This is a genomic window from Tumebacillus avium (genome assembly GCF_002162355.1).
Taxonomy (GTDB): Bacteria; Bacillota; Bacilli; order Tumebacillales; family Tumebacillaceae; genus Tumebacillus_A; species Tumebacillus_A avium.
Genome location: NZ_CP021434.1, coordinates 2,725,982 through 2,745,364, shown reverse-complemented (window position 1 = coordinate 2,745,364; position 19,383 = coordinate 2,725,982). Strand labels below are relative to the sequence as shown.

At 56.2% G+C, this 19,383-nt stretch carries 22 protein-coding genes and 1 pseudogene; 8 read left to right on the top strand and 15 right to left on the bottom strand.

Features of this window, described 5'->3' with window-relative positions; all coding sequences use genetic code 11:
- Positions 1–13 precede the first annotated feature (13 nt).
- Positions 14–583 carry a manganese catalase family protein gene (locus CBW65_RS13095; RefSeq protein ID WP_087457226.1) on the top strand — a complete coding sequence of 190 codons (570 nt, stop codon included), beginning with the start codon at positions 14–16 and terminating at the stop codon, positions 581–583.
- Positions 584–604: 21 nt separating this feature from the next.
- Here CBW65_RS13095 and CBW65_RS13090 read toward each other — a convergent pair whose 3' ends face one another.
- Positions 605–1,075, bottom strand: coding sequence for a MauE/DoxX family redox-associated membrane protein (locus CBW65_RS13090; RefSeq protein ID WP_157721933.1), 471 nt, complete (start codon positions 1,073–1,075; stop codon positions 605–607).
- Complete coding sequence (locus CBW65_RS13085) at positions 1,026–1,514, bottom strand: thioredoxin family protein (protein ID WP_157721932.1); 489 nt, start codon at positions 1,512–1,514, stop codon at positions 1,026–1,028. The genes CBW65_RS13090 and CBW65_RS13085 overlap by 50 nt, the downstream gene beginning before the upstream one ends.
- A 209-nt stretch (positions 1,515–1,723) precedes the next feature.
- Here CBW65_RS13085 and CBW65_RS13080 point away from each other — a divergent pair, with 209 nt between their 5' ends.
- The 4 genes from CBW65_RS13080 to CBW65_RS13065 all read left to right on the top strand — a co-directional run bounded on the left by CBW65_RS13080 (position 1,724) and on the right by CBW65_RS13065 (position 5,760).
- On the top strand, positions 1,724–3,073 hold the full coding sequence (locus tag CBW65_RS13080; protein WP_198299617.1) for a cytochrome ubiquinol oxidase subunit I: 1,350 nt from the start codon (positions 1,724–1,726) through the stop codon (positions 3,071–3,073).
- Positions 3,070–4,095: a cytochrome d ubiquinol oxidase subunit II gene (locus CBW65_RS13075; RefSeq protein ID WP_087457223.1), complete on the top strand. Its 1,026-nt coding sequence runs from the start codon at positions 3,070–3,072 to the stop codon at positions 4,093–4,095. The genes CBW65_RS13080 and CBW65_RS13075 overlap by 4 nt, the downstream gene beginning before the upstream one ends.
- 173 nt (positions 4,096–4,268) lie before the next feature.
- Positions 4,269–5,147, top strand: coding sequence for a bifunctional 5,10-methylenetetrahydrofolate dehydrogenase/5,10-methenyltetrahydrofolate cyclohydrolase (locus CBW65_RS13070; protein WP_087457222.1), 879 nt, complete (start codon positions 4,269–4,271; stop codon positions 5,145–5,147).
- Positions 5,134–5,760 (top strand): cyclodeaminase/cyclohydrolase family protein, encoded by a 627-nt coding sequence (locus CBW65_RS13065; RefSeq protein WP_232463319.1) that lies wholly within the window; start codon positions 5,134–5,136, stop codon positions 5,758–5,760. Before CBW65_RS13070 ends, CBW65_RS13065 begins: the two co-directional genes overlap by 14 nt.
- Before the next feature lie 37 nt (positions 5,761–5,797).
- Here the strand turns inward: CBW65_RS13065 and CBW65_RS13060 are convergent, their stop codons facing one another.
- From CBW65_RS13060 to CBW65_RS13030, 7 genes and pseudogenes are all read right to left on the bottom strand, one after another.
- Positions 5,798–6,559 (bottom strand): hypothetical protein, encoded by a 762-nt coding sequence (locus tag CBW65_RS13060; protein WP_087457220.1) that lies wholly within the window; start codon positions 6,557–6,559, stop codon positions 5,798–5,800.
- 14 nt (positions 6,560–6,573) lie between these two features.
- Positions 6,574–7,356, bottom strand: coding sequence for a hypothetical protein (locus CBW65_RS13055; RefSeq protein WP_157721931.1), 783 nt, complete (start codon positions 7,354–7,356; stop codon positions 6,574–6,576).
- A 136-nt stretch (positions 7,357–7,492) separates the two neighbouring features.
- Complete coding sequence (locus tag CBW65_RS13050; RefSeq protein ID WP_232463318.1) at positions 7,493–7,723, bottom strand: DNA alkylation repair protein; 231 nt, start codon at positions 7,721–7,723, stop codon at positions 7,493–7,495.
- 116 nt (positions 7,724–7,839) lie between these two features.
- Complete coding sequence (locus CBW65_RS13045) at positions 7,840–8,052, bottom strand: hypothetical protein (protein ID WP_087457217.1); 213 nt, start codon at positions 8,050–8,052, stop codon at positions 7,840–7,842.
- Positions 8,053–8,096: 44 nt separating this feature from the next.
- Positions 8,097–8,414 carry a DUF4870 domain-containing protein gene (locus CBW65_RS13040; RefSeq protein ID WP_157721930.1) on the bottom strand — a complete coding sequence of 106 codons (318 nt, stop codon included), beginning with the start codon at positions 8,412–8,414 and terminating at the stop codon, positions 8,097–8,099.
- Positions 8,415–8,494: 80 nt separating this feature from the next.
- Positions 8,495–9,861: pseudogene (locus CBW65_RS13035) on the bottom strand (tryptophanase).
- Between the two features lie 157 nt (positions 9,862–10,018).
- Positions 10,019–11,386, bottom strand: coding sequence for a sigma-54 interaction domain-containing protein (locus tag CBW65_RS13030; protein WP_087457215.1), 1,368 nt, complete (start codon positions 11,384–11,386; stop codon positions 10,019–10,021).
- 94 nt (positions 11,387–11,480) lie between these two features.
- On the opposite strand from CBW65_RS13030, the gene CBW65_RS13025 reads away from it, so the two are divergent.
- Together CBW65_RS13025 and CBW65_RS13020 are read left to right on the top strand one after the other, a co-directional pair.
- Positions 11,481–11,750 carry a hypothetical protein gene (locus CBW65_RS13025; RefSeq protein ID WP_087457214.1) on the top strand — a complete coding sequence of 90 codons (270 nt, stop codon included), beginning with the start codon at positions 11,481–11,483 and terminating at the stop codon, positions 11,748–11,750.
- Positions 11,723–12,514, top strand: coding sequence for an HAD family hydrolase (locus CBW65_RS13020; RefSeq protein ID WP_087457213.1), 792 nt, complete (start codon positions 11,723–11,725; stop codon positions 12,512–12,514). The genes CBW65_RS13025 and CBW65_RS13020 overlap by 28 nt, the downstream gene beginning before the upstream one ends.
- A gap of 266 nt (positions 12,515–12,780) precedes the next feature.
- Here the strand turns inward: CBW65_RS13020 and CBW65_RS13015 are convergent, their stop codons facing one another.
- The 5 genes from CBW65_RS13015 to CBW65_RS12995 form a co-directional block, all read right to left on the bottom strand.
- Positions 12,781–14,604 carry an ATP-binding protein gene (locus CBW65_RS13015; protein WP_198299616.1) on the bottom strand — a complete coding sequence of 608 codons (1,824 nt, stop codon included), beginning with the start codon at positions 14,602–14,604 and terminating at the stop codon, positions 12,781–12,783.
- Between the two features lie 114 nt (positions 14,605–14,718).
- Complete coding sequence (locus CBW65_RS13010) at positions 14,719–15,801, bottom strand: 5'-3' exonuclease H3TH domain-containing protein (protein WP_087457211.1); 1,083 nt, start codon at positions 15,799–15,801, stop codon at positions 14,719–14,721.
- A gap of 17 nt (positions 15,802–15,818) precedes the next feature.
- Positions 15,819–16,124: a hypothetical protein gene (locus tag CBW65_RS13005; RefSeq protein ID WP_087457210.1), complete on the bottom strand. Its 306-nt coding sequence runs from the start codon at positions 16,122–16,124 to the stop codon at positions 15,819–15,821.
- 106 nt (positions 16,125–16,230) lie between these two features.
- Positions 16,231–16,590, bottom strand: coding sequence for a hypothetical protein (locus tag CBW65_RS13000; protein WP_087457209.1), 360 nt, complete (start codon positions 16,588–16,590; stop codon positions 16,231–16,233).
- Between the two features lie 18 nt (positions 16,591–16,608).
- Positions 16,609–16,947, bottom strand: coding sequence for a hypothetical protein (locus CBW65_RS12995; RefSeq protein WP_087457208.1), 339 nt, complete (start codon positions 16,945–16,947; stop codon positions 16,609–16,611).
- Positions 16,948–17,063: 116 nt separating this feature from the next.
- Between CBW65_RS12995 and CBW65_RS12990 the strand changes: the two genes are divergently transcribed.
- The gene (locus CBW65_RS12990; protein ID WP_232463317.1) at positions 17,064–18,638 is read left to right on the top strand and encodes an amidohydrolase; all 1,575 of its coding nucleotides are present in this window, start codon (positions 17,064–17,066) and stop codon (positions 18,636–18,638) included.
- A gap of 39 nt (positions 18,639–18,677) precedes the next feature.
- Here CBW65_RS12990 and CBW65_RS12985 read toward each other — a convergent pair whose 3' ends face one another.
- Positions 18,678–19,205, bottom strand: a complete 528-nt coding sequence (locus CBW65_RS12985) for an acyl-CoA thioesterase (protein ID WP_087457207.1) — start codon at positions 19,203–19,205, stop codon at positions 18,678–18,680.
- Between the last annotated feature and the right edge of the window lie 178 nt (positions 19,206–19,383).

Genomic DNA, 19,383 nt, shown 5'->3' with positions numbered 1-19,383 from the left:
AGGAGACGCCAACGTGTGGATTTATGAAAAGAAACTCCAATACCCGGTACGCGTGTCCAAATGCGACCCGCACATGGCAAAGCTTTTGCTTGAACAATACGGCGGCGCAGATGGCGAACTTGCTGCGGCGCTGCGCTATTTGAACCAGCGCTACACCGTGCCGGACAAAGTCATCGGCGTATTGAACGACATCGGCACCGAAGAATTTGCCCATCTGGAAATGATCGCCACGATGGTCTATAAATTGATGAAAGACGCCACCCCGGAACAGATCAAGGAAAACGGGCTCGATCCCTACTACGCCGATCATGACCGTGCCCTGTTCTATGTCAACGCAGCCGGCGTCCCGTTCTCCACGCGTCACATCCAGGCGAAAGGCGATCCGATCGCCGACCTCTACGAAGACATTGCAGCAGAAGAAAAAGCGCGCGCCACGTACCAATGGCTGATCGACCTCACCGACGACCCCGATCTCAAAGACGGCCTCGCCTACCTGCGTGAACGCGAAGTGATCCATTCCCTGCGTTTCCGCGAGGCGGTTGAAATCCTCAAAGAAGAGCGCGACCGCAAAAAAATCTTCTGATCATATAAAAAGCCCTTGCATTTAAGCAAGGGCTTTTTTGCGGTTCAAAATCAACAGGAGCGCCGCCAGAGCGATAAACAGCACGTCTTTGCCAACATCCCAGATGCCGACCGCCGCCGCATCTTCCGGCCCAAAGCAGCCGCACCCGTAGGGCAGCACTTCGCCGTAGTTAAACAAGAGTCCGACCGCAAATGTCAGCGACAGCACGATCACGCCCCACGCCGCATAGTTGACGACCGGACGGATCAGCAGGCCGACGCCGACGAAAAACTCGGCGATCGGCAGCAGGATCGCCAACGGCTTGATCAGCACATCAGGCAGCAGCTTGTACGAGCGCAAGATCTCGCCAAAGGTGAAGATGTCCATAAACTTCGACACCGCCGACCAGAGGAAGATCCCGGCCAGAACGAGCTGCAAGGCCAGGATCAGCCACTTGACGATATTACTTCTTGAGGAACTCTTCGAAGGTTGCTTTCGGTTGTTCGCCGACAATCCGTCCAGCCTCCTTGCCGTCCTGGAAGTGGATCAACGTCGGGGTGCCAGCCACGGTGTATTCGGTCCACACGTCGCTCTTGTTGTAAATGTTGACCGGGAACAACGGCTCATTCAGCTCATCGGCCAAGGGCATCAGCATCGGCGACACCACTTTGCAATGCTCGCAGTTCGGCTGGTAGAAGTAGGCGAAGAAGTCTTCTTTGTTGGCGATCTTCTTCTCCATCTCGCCGGTCGAGATCTCATTTTGATACAGGGCTGCCTGCTGCTGACGGTTCTCGTCGTACATGTTGGACAGCACGACCGCGCCGATCAGCACGATGATCGCGGCAACAACTGCGCCGAAGATGATCGGCAGGCGTTTTTTCTTTTTCAACTCGCGCTCGCGACGTTGCGCTTTCAAATCGCGTTTTTGCTGATTGCGATCTTTTTTGCTCATAGGATTGAGAACCTCCTCTATTTTTAAAAGGACACTCATATACTTCGATGGACTCGCCAATTCGTCCTGCTTTCCAATTGTGATTTATTTCACAAACTGTTCATTCCGTCGCGCCAAAGCGCGTTTTTTGACCCCTGCGGCAGGCGTATGCTAATAGCAGATAGGCTTCTTCCGCTTCAAAAAGAGAGAGAGAAAGGGTGTGGCTTTTGATGATCGATCTGCTGTTCAGCCGCATTTTGACAGGCACTACACTCGGGTTTCATATCTTTTTCGCCACCCTTGGCGTCGGCATTCCGGTCTTGATCTCCTTGGCCGAATTGATCGGGATTCGCAAGAAAGATCCGGAATACATCCTGCTGGCCAGACGCTGGTCGAAAGGCTTCGTCATCCTCGTCGCCGTCGGCGTGGTCACCGGCACCACGATCGGGTTTCAGTTGAACTTGTTATGGCCAAGATTTATGGAGCTGGCCGGAGAATTGATCTCCCTGCCTTTTATGATGGAAGCGTTTGCGTTTTTCCTGGAAGCGATTTTTCTCGGGATTTATCTCTATACGTGGGGCCGCTTTAAGAACCCCTATCTGCACTGGCTGTTTTCCCTCCCCGTGATCATCGGCTCGTCGATGTCGGCCGCCTTGATCACCACCGTCAATGCTTTTATGAACGCGCCGGCCGGCTTTCGCATCGTGGATGGACAACTGGTCGACATCGACCCGCTGGCTGCGATCTTGAATCCGGCGACGCCCAGCAAAGTGTTTCACGTGCTCTCCTCGTCCTACTTCACCACCGCCTGCGCGCTTGTCGCCTTGACCGCCTTTTTCATTCTGTTCCGCAAAAAGCGCATCTCCTACTTCAAGAAAGCATTGACCTTGACGATGAGCTTTGCCCTCGTCACCGGGATTTTGACCGCAGTGGCCGGCGATGTGTCGGCGAAATACATGGCCGCATACAACCCGGAGAAACTGGCGGCTGCCGAAGCGCTTTTTGAAACGACAAAAGGGGCTCCGCTGCTCGTCGGCGGGCTGGTCGATAAAGAAACGCAGGAGATTCATTATAAGATCGAGCTGCCGAAAATGCTGTCTTTCCTCTCCTTCGGCGATTTCAACGCGGAAGTGCGGGGGCTGAATGCCTTCCCGAAAGAGGTGCAGCCGCCGGTGGAGATCCATTATATGTTCCAAGTGATGGTGGCCGCCGGGGTGTTTGGCATCACCCTCTCCGCACTGTTCCTCTGGGGGCGCTGGCGGAAGAAAAAATACACCTTCTCGAACTGGATGCTCCGGCTCGCCGTGCTGCTCGGACCGGTCGGCATCGTCGGGATGGAGTGCGGCTGGATCTTCACCGAGATCGGACGCAAGCCTTGGATCATCTACGGCGTGATGAAGATGGAAGACGCGGTCACTTCGATGACCGGGATACGCGAGTATTTTTTCCTCTTTGTGCTGATTTATCTCCTGATCGCGCTGGCGACGGCGTTTGTGATGATCTCCTTCTTTAAGAAACGCCCGGTTGAGCAAGATCCGCAGTACCGGGAGATCCACAGCGGAGGAGGGATGCGGCGATGACAACTCCTGAACTGGCGATTTCGCTGCTCTGGCTGTTTTTGTTCTCCTATATCATCCTGGCCTCGGTGGAATTTGGCGCCGGGTTCCTGCTCTTCTGGGCGCGGGTGCGGAAGTGGCCGCGCGAAGTGGAAGAGGTGATCGAAAAGTACCTCTCCCCGTTTTGGGAAGTGACCAACGTGTTCCTGATCGCCTTTGTGGTTGGGCTGGTCGGCTTTTTCCCTAAGAGCGCCTATGTGTACGGGACGGTGCTGCTCTTGCCGGGGACGATCGCTTTGCTCCTGCTGATCCTGAAAGGCACCTTTTTCGCCTACTTCCACTACGCGAAAGTGCGCAGTCCGCTCGCCGTCTTTTTGCAGGCGGTGACGGGGCTGTTGCTGCCGCTGGTGCTGGTCAGCATCATCCCCGTTTCGGAAGGCGGATTTGTCGTCGAACAGGACGGGAAGCTGGTGCTCTTGTTTGGCGAAGTGCTGAAAAGCCCGCTGCAGTGGACGTTTGTGCTGTTCGCGCTGCTCAGCGTTCTGTTCGTGTCGGCCGTGTTCCTGCACTTTTACGCCTCCCGCGCTGGTTCGCCTGTCGCCCGGGAAAAATTTCGCCTCGCTGCCCTGAACACCGGACTGCCTGCCTTGGGAGCGGGGGCGTTTATCTTGCTCCCGCTCGCCAATCACCGCCCGGAGCACTTTTTGGCGATGTCGACCGAATATTCGTGGCTGCTGCTGCTCTCCGGCTTCCTGTTCGTCAACGCCTACATGTTCCTGCAGCGCGGCAAATGGCCGGGGCTGACCTTCCTGCTCGTGATCGGGCAATATGCGGCGGCGGTGGCGGCGTACGGCTATTCGCACATGCCCTATCTGCTCTATCCGCTCTTGAACATTGAAGAAGCGTTCGTCAATCCCACGATGGCGAAGTACCTGTTCTGGACGCTTGGGCTCGGCTATCTGGTGCTGATTCCGGGGCTGTTCATCCTCGCCTGGCTGTTCCTGTTCTCCGACACGTATGTCAAAGGCAAGGCAAAAAACGTGTAGCACGGCAAAAAACGACCTCACTTGGAAAAACTAAACCAAACAGAGGTCGTTTTTCGTTTTTAGCAGGGTCGACAAGCAGAAATTGGACGTGTATAATCGGGTACAACAGCAAATATCGAACATTGCCTAGTACCACACAATAAATCGTTCGCTATTTCAGGAGGATCGATACGATGGCACAAGCATTCAAAGGCAAGCCGGTGGCAGACGCTATCCGGGCAGAAGTGACAGAAAAGGCAGAAGCATGGAAAGCGAAAGGCCACACGCCGAAGATGGCGGTGCTGCTGGTCGAAGGCGACCCGGCTTCCTATCACTATGCACAGGCGAAAGGCAAGGCGGCGGAGAAGCTCGGCATCGACTACGAGCTGCACACTTTCCCGACCGAAGTGACCGAAGATGAACTCTTGCGCAACATTCAGCAGCTGAACGACGACCCGGCGGTGCACGGCATCATGCTGGAATTGCCCCTGCCCAAACACATCGACACGAAAAAAGCGACCTCGGCGATCGCGCAATACAAAGACGTGGACGGCCTGCATCCGCACAATCTCTTGGCGACCGTAGCTGGCACGCCGGGCCTATACCCGGCCACGCCGCAAGCATGCATTGGGCTGCTCAAGCACTACGGCCATTCCCTCGCCGGCAAAAATGTCGTGCTGGTCGGCCGCGGCGAAACGGTTGGCTTGCCGCTGATCCACTTGCTCCTGCGCGAAAACGCGACGGTCACCGTCTGCCACTCCCGCACCCCGGACATCGGCGCACACCTGCGCAAGGCGGACATCGCCTTTGTTGCGGTCGGGCGGAAGAACCTGGTCACGCCAGAGATGGTGCACAAGGATCTCTTGATCATCGACGCCGGCATCAACGAGACGGAAGACGGCGGCATCACCGGCGATGTGGCGCCTGACGTGATGGATCATGTCGCCGGCATGTCCCCGACGCCGGGCGGCGTGGGATCGGTCACCACCGCGCTCCTGTTCGCCAACCTGATGCAGGCGATGCTTTTGCAAAACCTGAGCACCAAGGAGGTCAATCTCAATGGCAACGTTTGATGCAACGATCCGCTCTTTCCTGACCCAGGCAGCGTCCAACTCCCCGACACCGGGCGGCGGTTCGGTCGCGGCGCTGGTCGCAGCGCTTGGCGCTTCGATGACCTCGATGGTCGGCAACCTGACCCAAGGCGCGAAGTTCGCCGACGTCGAAGCGGAGATGACGGCAGCAGCCGGCAAGATGGCCGATGCGATCGCGCAATTTGAGCAACTGCTCGAAGAAGACATGGCATCGTTTGACCGCTACATGGCTGCTTTAAAATTGCCGAAAGACACCGACGAGCAAAAGGCGTCCCGTTCGCAGGCGCTGGCCGATGCGTCGATCCATGCAACAGAAGTTCCGATGCGCCTGGCCCGCCTGTGCCTCGATTCGCTGCAGATCTCGGAGACGATCGCGGAGACGGCGAACAAAAACGTCATTTCCGACCTCGGCATCGCAGCTTTCCTGCTGGAGTCGGCTGCACAGTCTGCGCTGCTCACCGTGGACATGAACCTGCCCGGCCTGAAAGACGCCGAGCGCAAGTCCGCCTATGAAGCGGAGCGGGGCGCGCTTCTGACAGCGATCACCCCGCTGAAGGACAAGATCGTCACCACCGTCCGCCAGCGTCTCGCGTAAACGCAAAAAGCCACCTCTTGTACGAGGTGGCTTTTTCTTATGCGGTTGAGGTTCCCGTCATGAATTCCCAAGCTAAGATGCCCAGGAAACTGACAAACAGCACCCCATAGATCAGCACATAGATCAGAAATGGCCCCCAGAACGCACGCGCTCCGGAAATCCCGTAAATCTTCTGAATCGCCATGACGCGCACGATGATCATGTAGATGTAACTTCCGAGGGGAACCATATAGCTGATCAGCCCAAGCACGATGGAGACGATCGACCAGATCACCGTCAGAGCCGTATTTCCGGTCATCGCCACAAACGCGCCGACAAACATGCTGACGCCATAGAGCAGATTCGAAAGCTGGGAGGGCATCCAGTTGACCCACGCCGTGTAAGGCTGGATCAACTGCAGTTGCCTCGCCTTTTCCGCCTGCTCCTGCCGGTCGCGCGGATACTGCCCCCAGGCAGAAATCCGCAGCCCTGTCCGCACAATCCAAGCGAAGCAATAGCGGGCCAGCGCGTGAAACACCCACGAGCATAGAAACGACAGCGGCACACTTGCCACAAGGATCGTGATCAGCAGCGTTTTCGAGATCGGGAAGATCTCGGAATACGGAACTGTCGCGATTCCCGATCCTGCCAGATACAAGATGGCCATGCCCGCCAAAAAGACCAGCACAAGCAATGTATCCGTGATCGCCAGAACGTTCGTCGCCCGCCAAGACCTTTTCTGATCGCCTTCAAAAAGCAGGTCATCCAGCGTGGCAGCAGGACGGAACAATATTTTATACAGCGCACTTCGCACGTTCAACTCTCAATAACTCCTTATACCATGCTCGGATCGATCAACGCCGGGATCATCGCAACAGTGGCAACAAACAGAATATACAAGATAAAGAACACGACGTACACGATCATGTACGTGATAAACGGGCCAAAAAACGCTTTGGCAGCCGAGATGTTGTAGATCTTCTTCAGCGCAAACACGCGGACGATGATCATGTAGATGAACAGGCCCAGCGAGATCAGTTGCACAATCCCGCCCCAGATAAAGAGGCCGACAAACATCATGACCGAATCGGTGCCCGGGTCGCCGCCCATTTCGGCCATCTCGATCATTTCAACAATAGAGCTCATATCAAAGACCAGCGGCAGGAACAACACGGAGACCAGCGAAGCCACAACGTAAATCCACATCGTGTACGGCTGGATCAGTTCGACCAGACGCCCTTTTTCCCGACGCTCTGCCGGGTCGGTCGGATATTCGCGCGAAGCCACCATGCGGATGCCCAGCACGACCAGCCATTTGAAGAAGAAACGGGACAAAATGAAGCTCAGCACGATCGAGATCAGCGAGATGATGCCGCCAACGCCCCAGATCAGAGCGATTGCCGAGGCATCGACGATGCCCTCGCCGGACGGATCGATCAGTTCCGACAAATCGCTGATTTCACCGGTCAGCCAGACGCCCAGCAAGACCATCACCAGCAGGTTGATGCCGATCAGGAACCAAGTTGCGCCCCAGGATTGACCAAATTTGCGCTCTTCGAGCAGCCGGTCGACCGTCTTTTGCGGGCGGAACAAAATACTAAACAGATTTCGCAGCAAGGAAGAATCCACCTTTCCAAAATTCCAGAAGATAAAATGCATGATTTCAGGCTCAATTTAGTATAGCATGAATTTTCTTTGACAAAAGCGTAAAAAACCGCCTCATCCCCCAAAAGGTTGATGAGGCGCCATTTTTTTACATCCGCTGTGCTGCTTTGACGAACAGGAGTTCCGTGCCGTCCAGCCCGCAGACGGCGCATTCGACCAGGCGCGTTTCCCCTTTGTACGGGTGCGCCATCAGATCGTTCTGGTCGATGTACTCCACCAGTTCGCCCGTTTGCGGATTCAGCTTGACTGACACAGGGTTCTGATCGCAGATGTGAAACCTCATCTTGTTGCGGCAATTCGGGCATGCGTATGGATTCACCACGCTGCACCTCCATCGAAATGTGAGTACAGGTAGTATTTAGCAGCCGTTGCCGACCTATGCAGTTGTTGGCCGGTGCAAACAAAAAAGGAGGCCGCACGGCCCCCTTTCCCGTGCTACGCCCGGACGAGCTGAACCACTTCGCCCAGTGTGCTGTCGTCCAAGCGGGTGGCAAGACCGAGGAACATCTTGCGCGCATCCTCGTCCGGAAGCTTGGCATACATCGTTTTGGACAGACCCATCGACGCAAACAACTGGTTGAGTTCCATGCGCGGAAGCTCTTGCAGCCCTTCCCAGATCGTGTCCAGCGTGTTCTGCCTGTTTTCCATGATGGAGCACCCCTTTTCGCACAGGATGCTAGTTAGCTTTGCCTTTACTTCACCCAATTACCCGCAACCGGGTAGCGGTAGTACTCGCTGTCAACCGCGCGGATGATCGCGATGATCGTGAAGACCAGCCCAACGATCCAGATCACCGGCAAGAGCAGGAAGCCGATCAGCACGAGGGTCAAAAGCCAAGCGATCAGGGTCGCGACAATGATCGCGGCATGGAACACAAGCGACTGCTTGGCATGGTGTTTAACAAACTGGTCATCTTGCTTGACCAGCAGGACGATCACCGGGAGGATAATCGGTAAAAAGAAATACGATACATGAGATAATACCGCTAAAATCTTGCTTTCAGTAGACACTACAAACAACGCCCCTTTCTCGTATGGTAATACATACGAGTCGGGGGCGTAAAAGTTTCATCTTTTCGTCAAACGTCGTCCTATTTTGCAGAAGCTCCAACCGCTTCGACCGGCTCCAGACGGGACGTGAAGTGGCGCAGAATCTGCGGCTCATACGTGAAGCGCACGCCGCGAATCTGGTCCTTGCGCTCCATGATGCGCTTGAACGTATCAACGATAAAGTCCATGTGGTTGTTCGTGTACGTGCGGCGCGGGATGGTCAGACGCAGGAACTCCATCGGCGAGATCAACTCTTCGCGCGTTTCCGGGTCGCGTCCGAGCAGGAACGAGCCGACTTCAACGCCGCGGATGCCGCCTTCCAGATACAGTTCGTTCGCCAGCGCCTGTGCCGGGAACTGCAGATTCGGAATGTGCGGCAAGAGCGCTTTCGCATCGACAAACACCGCGTGACCGCCGGTCGGATACTGGATCGGCACGCCGATCTCGCGCAGCTTTTCGCCGAGGTATTCCACCTGGCCGATGCGGTGCGCGAGGTAGTCTTCCTCGACGCCTTCGCGCAGGCCTTGCGCCAGCGCTTCCATGTCGCGGCCGGACAGCCCGCCGTACGTCGGGAAGCCTTCAAACGGCACGACATAGGACTGGCACTGCTTGAACAGCTCTTCGTCTTCCTTGATCGCGATCATGCCGCCCATGTTGACCAGACCGTCTTTTTTCGCCGACATGGTCAGGCCGTCTGCGTAGGAGAGCATTTCGCGCACGATCTCCTGCACCGATTTGTCCGCATAGCCTTCTTCGCGCTGCTTGATAAAATACGCGTTCTCCGCAAAGCGCGCCGCATCGAAGAACAAGGCGATGTTGTGCTTGCGGGCGATCTCATGCACGCCGCGGATGTTTTCCATCGACACCGGCTGGCCCCGGCCGAGTTGCAGGTGACGGTGATCAGGATAAAGGCGATGTTTTCGGCCGACTGCTCATCGATAAACGCCGACATCTTCTCCAGGTCAAAGTTGCCTTTGAACGGATGGTACGTCGAAGAATCGTATGCGTCTTCGATGACAAAGTTCAGCGCGCGGCCTTTGGCCAGCTCGATGTGCGCCTTCGTCGTATCGAAGTGCATGTTGCCCAGCACATATTGCCCGGAGTGCTTGATGATCAGCGGGAACAGCACCTGTTCCGCCCCGCGCCCTTGGTGTGTCGGGATCAGATATTTGTAGCCCAGCACGTCCTGGACCGATTTTTCCAATTTATAAAAGCTTTTCGAGCCGGCATACGACTCGTCGCCCATCATCATCGCGCCCCATTGCGCGTCGCTCATCGCCCCGGTGCCGGAGTCGGTCAGCAAATCGATATAAACATCCTCCGAACGCAGCAAAAACGGGTTGTAACCCGCCTCCTTCAACTTCTCTACGCGCTCCTCTTGCGGGATCAAACGAATCGGTTCCACCATTTTAATGCGATATGGTTCTGCTGTGCGCATCAGTCATCTCTCCTTAGCCTTATTGTCTCTGCCCAATAGTTTTTGCAAAAATCATGCCAACTACTTTGCCTTGATTTAACGGGCTTGGGAAGTGATGAGCGCACAGAAATGTATCATTTCGAGACATTCACGTCTCATTATGAGAAAAACGATCGCCTGCCAAGTTATACTTTTCTAATTTACGATACAACGTCGCCCGCGAGACGCCGAGGGCGGCAGCAGCTTCTCCTTTGGTGACATAGGTGCGCAGCGCCTGACGGAGCAGCTTTTCTTCCATTTCCTCCAGCGTAGGAATCTCCTTAAACAGCTCATCCTCGTGGCGGCCTGCGCGGTCGCCAAAGCGCTTGGGCAGGTCGTTCAGCTCGACCACGCCGTCCTCATCGAGAATTGCCGCCTGCTCCAGCACATTTTCCAGCTCGCGAATGTTGCCCGGCCATGGGTAGCGGCGAAAGGCCTGCATGCCCCCCTGTCCGATCTTCAGGGCGGGCAGGCCGAGCTTTTTCGTGATCTTGCTCAGTGCGTGCACCGCAAACACCGGAATGTCCTCCGGGCGTTCGCGCAAGGAGGGCAGGTGGATCGAGACCACTTCCATCCGGTAATACAAGTCTTCGCGAAACGAGCCAGCGGCCACACTTTCGAGCAGATTGTGGTGGGTGGCAAACAAAAAGCGCACGTCGACCTGTTTCGTTCCCGTTCCGCCGACGCGGCGAATCTCCTGAAACTGAATGGCGCGCAGGAGCTTGGCCTGCAAATGCATGCTCATGTCCCCGACCTCATCGAGGAACAGCGTGCCGCCGTCGGCGATCTCAAACAGGCCGGGCCGGCCGCCTTTCTTCGATCCGGTAAACGCGCCTTCCTCATGACCAAACAGTTCGCTTTCCAGCAGGTGCTCGGGGATCGCCGCACAGTTGATCGGCACAAACGGCTGCGACTTGCGCGGGCTCTGGTCATGAATGTAGCGGGCGAGCACTTCCTTGCCGGTGCCGCTCTCGCCTTGGATCAGCACCGGTGACGAGACGCGGGCAGCTTTCGTGGCGAGGGCGAGTGCCTTTTGCATCGCTTCACTTTCCCCGGTGATCATGCCGCCGCGTCCTTCCGGGTCGACGAGGCGGGCGAGCTGTTCGATCGTTTCATTTGCTTGGGACAGTTGGCGGGCGAGGTTGTGCAGCTCTGTCTCATCTCGAAACACCGAGACCACCCCAAGCAGCCTGCCCGCTTCCAGCACAGGCACGATGTTCGAAACGACGGGTCGTTCCCCGACCTTCGTCCGCACGCCGATCACCGGTTCGCCGGTGACCAGCACGTCCAAAATGTGCGCACTGGGAATCGCGTCCTTCACCTGACGTCCGACCAGTTCCTCGCTTTTCAGCCCGGTAATCCGTTCATTCGCCGGGTTCACATAGACGATCTTCCCCCGGTCATCGATCGCCGCCACCCCGTCATACACGTGATCCAGCACCGCCGCTGCGGTGTGCATCAGCTCATTCATCCCCATGTCCGTCCCTCCTTCTCACTCCTGTTATTGTAGCAGATATCGGGTACCATCTCGCAAACGGAAGTGGTATTATGGACAGCGAGGTGAACCCGAGATGACTTATCAAGCGACAATACACATCCAGCCGCGCGGCGAGCGTGCCATGCAAGTGGCGACCGCACACGTGACCTTTCTAAATGGCGGTATGCAACTATATGAAATCGAAACGTTAGACGGGATGCAGTGGGAAGGTCCGGTCGAAGCCGATGAAATGGGACGCATGCTGGAAAGTGCGTACCTCGTCCTGCTCGAAGACGGGCGCAAGTACCGCGTTGCGGCACAGGAGTTCTCCGACAAATGGTACACTCAGAGGCTCCAATCATGATCCGCATCGCCTTCTTCGACGTCGACGGCACGCTGATGACCAACAAACAGATCCCCGACTCCGCCCGCCAGGCGATTGACCTCCTCAAAGAACACGGCATCATCCCCGTCCTGGCCACCGGCCGACCCGAATACGAAATGAAGTCCGTCCGTGAAACGCTTGGCATCGACTGGGCGGTCACCTGCAACGGCGCCCACATCGGCCAAAACGGGCGCACCGTGACCGGTGTGCCGTTTGCCAAACGGCAAATCCAAGACTGGGTGCGCCTGGCGCAAACCACGCCCGGCCATACGCTCCTCCTTTACGGAGGAGAAAACATCTATTCCACCAAAAAGATCGCCGACTGCCCGCATTTCACCCAAGCGGACCGTGAGATCGGCTTCATGGAACCGCAGCCAATCAAAAATGCAGACGAGCTGCCGGAGATCTACCAGTGCATCCTGTTCGCCCCGCAGGCGGAAGAAGCGCCGTACACCGCGCATCTCCAAGACCAGCTCTACCTGCACCGTTGGCGTACCTGGGCACTGGATCTCAACCCGCTGGGAGTCAACAAAGCCACCGGCGTCCAAAAACTGCTCGACCACCTAAACATCCCGACCGCCGAGGCGGCCGCCTTCGGAGACGGCAACAACGACCTCGAAATGATCCAGCACGTCGGCCTCGGCATCGCCATGGGCAATTCCAGCCCCGAGCTCCTTGCCGTAGCCCCCATGTCACCCGCCACGTCCAAGAAGACGGCATCCTCCACGCCGTCCAACACCTAATCCTCCCGCCCGCCTCCAACCCCAGACCATAAGACCTAAAATCTTTAGATCTTTCTATCCCCCTTGGAGCTCCGACTCCCTTGGGGGAGGGCGGGATATGCGGAAGTGGTGATCTTTGAATCTTTACCCTTCCTCTAAAAACGCTCTTACTCAATAAAAGGGTGAAGATGAAACGTGAACCCGGAGCATGTCCCGCCCGGACCCGACCACCCAGCCACAAAAAAGGCCTCCGCATCCATGCGGAGGCCTTCCTGCCTTCTATCTAACTACTGCGCAAACGGAATACCTATCACAAACGTCGTCCCCACACCTTCCGCCGACCTCACTGTCAGCATTCCTCCGTGCCCTTCAATAATCCGATGCGAAATCGGCAATCCCAATCCAGTCCCGTGTTCCTTCGTCGTATAGAACGGCTCAAAAATATGAGACAGATCTTCCGCCAAAATCCCCGGCCCTTCATCAATCACCTCAAAATGCACCACATTGTTCAACACCTTCACACGCAACACCAACTTGCCGCCCGGCGGAGTCACATCAAACGCATTCTTACACAGATTGAGAAACACCTGTTTCATCTGCTGCACATCCAGATTCAGCGAAGGCAAGTCTTCCGGCGCCTCCACCTCCAGCACAACGCCGCGAAGGTTCGCTTCCGACTCCACCAACCGCAGCACATCCGCCAAAAACGTCTCCGTGCAGACCAACTGCCGCTGAGGAGCCTGCGGACGCGATACCATCAAGAAATCGGACAAAATCGTATTCGCCCGATCCAACTCCGGAATCAGCAGCTTCACCGTCAAATCATGAAAATTATCCGGCTGCACCGACTTCGACGCAAACAGCTGCAGGAAGCCAAACACCGTCGTCAGCGGATTGCGAATCTCATGTGCGATGCCCGCAGCAAACTGACCGATCAGAGCAAACTTCTCATTGCGCATCATCGCCTCGCGCATCGCCAGCAGCTCCGTCTGGTCATCAATAATCAAAATATAGCCAACCGGCTGGCCTTCGGCATTCTTAATCGGATTGCCGTCAATGCGAATCGTCAAAGACCGCCCATTGATCACAATCCGATACTCCAGATCGCGAATCGGCAGCCCCCGCTTCATCGCCGAGTTCAGCTTCGATTCGCTCATATCCTTGCCCGTATAGCGGTGATACAGATCCAACAGCGACGTCCCCAGCACCTGCTCAGCAGCGAGGCCAAAAATATCCTCCGCCTTCTTGTTATAAGCGGTGAGCGAAAAGTCCTGATTCAAAATCAGCAGACCGCTGTTCATCGAGTTCAACACAAATGAAAACTGCTTATGCAGATTGTACAAACGCTCTTTTTCCGTGATCGGCGAATAAATGATCGTCATCGACCCGTTCACATTGCCGTCGTCGTCGAACAGCGGAATCATCTCTTTATCCACCTGCGTCAACTCATCGGTCTGGCTCGGCACATCGGCCCGCCATCTGACGCGTTCGCCGCTCATTACCTTGCGCCACGTGCTCTCCGGCTCCGTCGAGCGGTTGAACATCTGCTTCAGCTCTGCGCGCGTCTTGCCCACCACCTGCTCATACGTAAGCCCGTTCGGTTCCAAAGCGATCGAGTTGGCAAACTGCAAACAGCCTTCCTTATCGTAAACGACGATCGAAAACGGCAGCCGCTCCAACACTTGATGACGGCGCTCCTCATACGACTTCTCGACTTTTTCCTCCTGCGCCTGATGGAAGCCCAGCACGATTTTGTTCATGTACGTATTGATCTTAGCGGATATATAGAGCATTTTGCCAAACGCGTCTTGTTCATTCAGTTTCACTTGATGGTTATGAAAAACATGATTCAAGATCGATTCCCGGAACATGTTGCCCATTTCCAGCATGATCTCCAACTGCATGCCGCGAGTCGCGACCCGATGTCCGTACGCCCGCCCATAGTCGAAAAACGGCTCCCAAGCCGGTTCGTTCCGCTCGCCGGTGATGATGAATTCATCAACATACCCGACCAGCTCCCGCATGTGTTGGGAGTACGTGAGGTACTCATCTTCTTGCAAATAAGCACCCAGATCCTTCCAAAAAATTTTCAGGATTGATTCAACCACCATGTCTCCCCTCCACATTGGAAGAATTTACTCTATTTAAGTTTGACGTATAGCAAATCAAATCCTCCCTGTAAAGGTTGGAAATAAAAAATCCCGTGTCCATTTAGGACCGGGATCTTACATTTGATCGCTGTTTCCTGCCGCTGGCTTGCGTTTGCGCGAGCGGCGTCTGCGCTTGCGTTTCTTCGCTTCGCCTGCTGGTGCGGCGTCTTGACCGGACGCTTCCGCTTGCAGCTCCGCTCCATCCGTAACAGGCGGATCGTTTACCTGCTGAGCGGCGTCTGCCGTGGCTTGTGCAGCTGTTTTAGCAGCGGTCGGTTTGCGGCGGCGGGGCGGTCTGCCTTCCGCGCTGGCAGCCTGCGTGCCGTCCGGCTTCTTGCCGGTGTCCATCCACGCGCTGACCAGAAAATCCTCCCAGCGCAGATGGAAGCGCATATCGCAGATGATGCGCGCGAGAAGCAAGTTGTTCTCCACATGCTCCCGATGGCGCAGGATCAACGCTTCTGTCTTGTTCTTGCTCTTCTCGACCTGCAGGAACTCTTCAATATCCGGATACTTCTCGATCACGCGCAGCACATTCGGGCGGCGCAGGCCGGAGATGCCCTTGATATTGTCCGTGCGGTCGCCAAGCAGCGACTTGATCGCCGGGATCTGCTCCGGTCCGACATCGAGCAGGCTCTTCACATTGCGGTCGGTCACCCAAGAGCCGGTAAAAATGCCGTTGTTGATCAGATACAGCTGCGTCTTGGGCGTAACCAACTGCGCCAGGTCCATGTCGCCCGACAGCAGGATCACTTTCTTGCAGCGCGGCAGCTCTTCCGCCCGGGCTGCAAGCGTGCCGATCAAGTCGTCGCCTTCGTGGTTGGAAGCAAACAGATACGGAATGTTCTCCTCGCGAAACTGCGCGTAGATGCGCTGCTTCAGCGGGTGCACTTCCTTCGGACGTTCACGGCGGTTCGCCTTATAGATCGGGGACAGTTGGTGGCGGAAGTTCGTCGCATCATTGTCAAAGACCACGCACATATGGGTCGGCCGAAAGCGCCGTGCCAGCTTTTTGATGATCTTGGCAAACTGCGAGGCGGTCTTCTCCACAATCTCGTCGGTTGCTTCCTCATAGTCCCCGCGCTTTTTCGCTTTGGCGATAAAGCGGTACAGGACCGAGTACATGATATGATTGCCGTCAATCAGCAAAAGTTGCAATAGGATTGCCTCCAGTCTTACAGTTCGTCTTCAAGGTCTTCTAACATCATCAGCAGGTCGGAGCGCAGCACGTGGCCCGCCTCTTCGACCGTCAACTGGCGCACCGGGGTCGCCGTGCCGTGCAGCACCACTTGGAACTGAGCCTGCTCGCCTTGCATCACCGCTTGAAACTTCACGTCTTCGCTCAAGTGGGAGTATTCCACAAACAAGAGACCGGATTCCGTCTCTTCCGGTTGCTGCGGCGAGCGGGTGCGCTCAAAATTCCCCATGCGCTCCGGCAGCGGGGTATGTTGCATCACTGTCAGCAATTGATCGTGTGTCATCGTCTCTTGCTCCTCTCAAGCAGGGTCCGCTCGATTTCTCTCTTCCTCATTATGCGCCATTTATGTAAAAAAAGACAGCGTTTCATGACGCTGCCTTCGCACATGCTTATTTTTCCCGGTTCGTATGCTCTTCCGCAATCCCCGGCGCATTCTCTTCTCCATGGGACAAATACTGCTCAACGTTCTTCCAGATGTTCAGGTCGTTGATGATGCTGGCGATCTCATAGATTTTCTCATACAGATCGCAGACGGTGTCCCAGTCGTCTTCCTGCGAAGCCAAGAGCTGCTTCTCGTTGATCACCGCTTCCAGTTCCTGCACGCGGTCGGGAATGCGGGCTTTGACGCGCTCCCACTCTTCGATCATCAGGGCCTGTTGCTCGCGGGTGTACAGCGACCAGTCCTGCCAGAGCTGCGGCAAGGCGATGCCCAGGCGCTCATCGGGTACAAACTCCCATCCTTTGCTCATCTTTGTGCCTTCTCTCTTTTAGAAATGCGCCTTCGCCAGATCGTCATACACCTTGCGCGCCAAGATGTTCAGGTCGCAGGCGATGCTCGCGTAGTCCATCATCTCGTTGTTGAGCAGATGCATTTCCTCTTCGTCCTTGGCGGTGTACATGCGCTCCAAGGCGTCCATCATCATCACTTCCAAGTCGGTCACCCGGTCGGTCAAGGCCGAGCAGATCAGCACCCATTTCGATGCGATGCGCTTCTTGTCCGCTTCAGAAAATTGGCCCCAGTGCAGATCGGAACGCAGCACATAGATGCCAAGTCGTGTATCAAACGTAAAAGCCTCGGAAAACGGGCTTTGGTTAAATTCGTTCATCTAAATTCGCCTCCTGCCTTCTAGTATTTTAGAACTTCAATTGGCAGGGGTCAACGGTATCTATTACCGATGCCTCATTTTTTCCTGTACAATGGGGACAAAAGGGGGCTGGAGTTATGAGAACGATCTATACCAACGGCACGATTTACACCATGGACCCGCAAACGCCGCAGGCGACCGCCTTGGCGATTGAAAACGGCCGCATCCTCGCGGTCGGCGATACGGAGGAAATACGCCTGCAGTACGGGCGCGCGGACGTGGAGGAGATCAACCTCGGCGGCGCGACGGTACTGCCCGGCCTGATCGACAACCACCTGCATGTCTCCAACCACGGCATCAAACTCTCCACGCTCGACTTCACCACAGCCAAAAGCACCGCCGAGATGCTGAAAATGCTCCGCGAATGGGTGATTCGCGTTCCGCAGGGCGAATGGGTACACGGGGTCGGCTGGAACGAAAACCAATTTTCCGACCGCCGGATTCCGACGCTGCAAGAGCTGAACGAAGCGGCGCCCAATCATCCGGTGTTGCTGAACCGCGTCTGCAACCACGCCTACCTGGCGAACTCGCCGGCCTTTGAACGCACCGGCATCACGGCAAGCACCTCCGACCCGGCGGACGGCTCCTATGGACGCGATGCCGGCGGGGCGCTGAACGGCATGATCTATGAAAACGCTTCCCGCCCGCTGCAAGACGCGATCCCGAAAAAAAGCCGCGCCGAGCTGAAAGATTCCCTGCGCCGCGGCATCAAGCATGCCTTGGCCAGCGGTCTGACCGGCGTACATACAGAAGACCTGCGCTACCTCGACGGCTTCGACAACACGTGGAACCTCTATCGCGAACTGGTCGTGGAAGAAGACCTGCGCCTGCGCAGCAACCTGCTGATCTACTACCCGTTCCTCGACGAGCTGAAAGCGACCGGCCTGACCACCGGCGACGGCGACGAGTGGGTGAACATCGGCGCGCTGAAAATCTTCGCCGACGGCGCGATGGGCGGCCGCACCGCTCTGATGACCCTCCCGTACAGCGATGCGCAGAACACCTATGGCACAGCGATCTTGCCGCAGGAAGAGCTCAACCGCATCGCGGCGGCCGGCGCGGCGTACGGCATGCCGATCGCCGTTCACGCCATCGGCGACGGCGCGGCCGACATGGTGCTGGAAGCGATGGAGAAAAATCCGGTCGCCGGACACCGCCAACGCCTGATCCACGCGCAAGTCCTGCGCCCGGAGCAGATCACCCGGATGCAAAAGTTAGGCGACAAGCTCGCTCTCGACCTGCAGCCGCGCTTCGTCACCTCCGACTACCCGTGGGTGCTGGAGCGCATCGCGCCAGAGCTGCATAAAACTTCCTACGCGTGGAAGACGCTGCTCGACGCCGGACTGCTCTGCGGCGGCGGATCGGATGCGCCGATCGAGCCGATCGAACCCTTGCTTGGCCTGCACGCGGCGATCACCCGCAGCGGCTACCAGCCGGAGCAGCGCTTGACCGCCTATGAAGCGGTGCAGCTCTTCACCGTCGGCGGCACCTACGCCACCCGCGAAGAAGAGGTCAAAGGCACGATCACGCCGGGCAAATTCGCCGACCTGACCATCCTCGACCGCAACATCATGACCGAACACCCCGATGTGATTTTGGAAACGAACGTCATCCGCACCGTCATCGGCGGCAAAACCGTATACGAAAAATAAAAAAAGTCCGGGAGGCGTCTCCCGGACTTTTTTTACTTTTTATCGATCCCAAGGTTTCTTCGGGTTGAACATTTCGGCATGCTTCTTGCTTTCTGCACGGCGGGCGCGGCGGGCATCGGCGCGCTGCGGGGCGCTGTCGTAGAGATCCTTTTCCTCTTTCGTTTCCGGGATCACATGCGGCACCGGTGCGGGACGATTGTCCGGGTCGAGCGCCACAAAGGTCAGAAACGAAGTTGCGCACAGCACGCGCTGGCCGGTCAGCAGATCTTCGGCGACAACTTTCACAAACACTTCCATCGATGTCTTGTGCGTCCAGGTGACAAAGGACTCCAGACAGATCGAGTCCCCTTCTTTGATCGGGTTCAAAAAGTCCACCGAGTCGGTCGACGCAGTCACGACGCGCTTGCGGCAGTGGCGCATCGCCGAAATCGCGGCGATGTCGTCAATGTAGGCCATGACTTTGCCCCCAAACATCGTACGGTGGGTGTTGGTGTCGGGAGGCAGCACGATACTTGCTTTTACCGCGCGGGATTCGCTTACTTTTTTGGCAGACAAATGCTCGGTCATCTCTATCTCCTCTTTTCCATCTCGACTCCTTTCCATTATATCCAAAGCGAGGATACCTCTGCATCTTTCTAATTATTCCAAACTCATTAGAGAAAAACTAGTAAATATTAATCATAGACAAACCACAAAATAGCATTTAAACTTATTACATATTACTCATACCACAGAGGAGTGCATT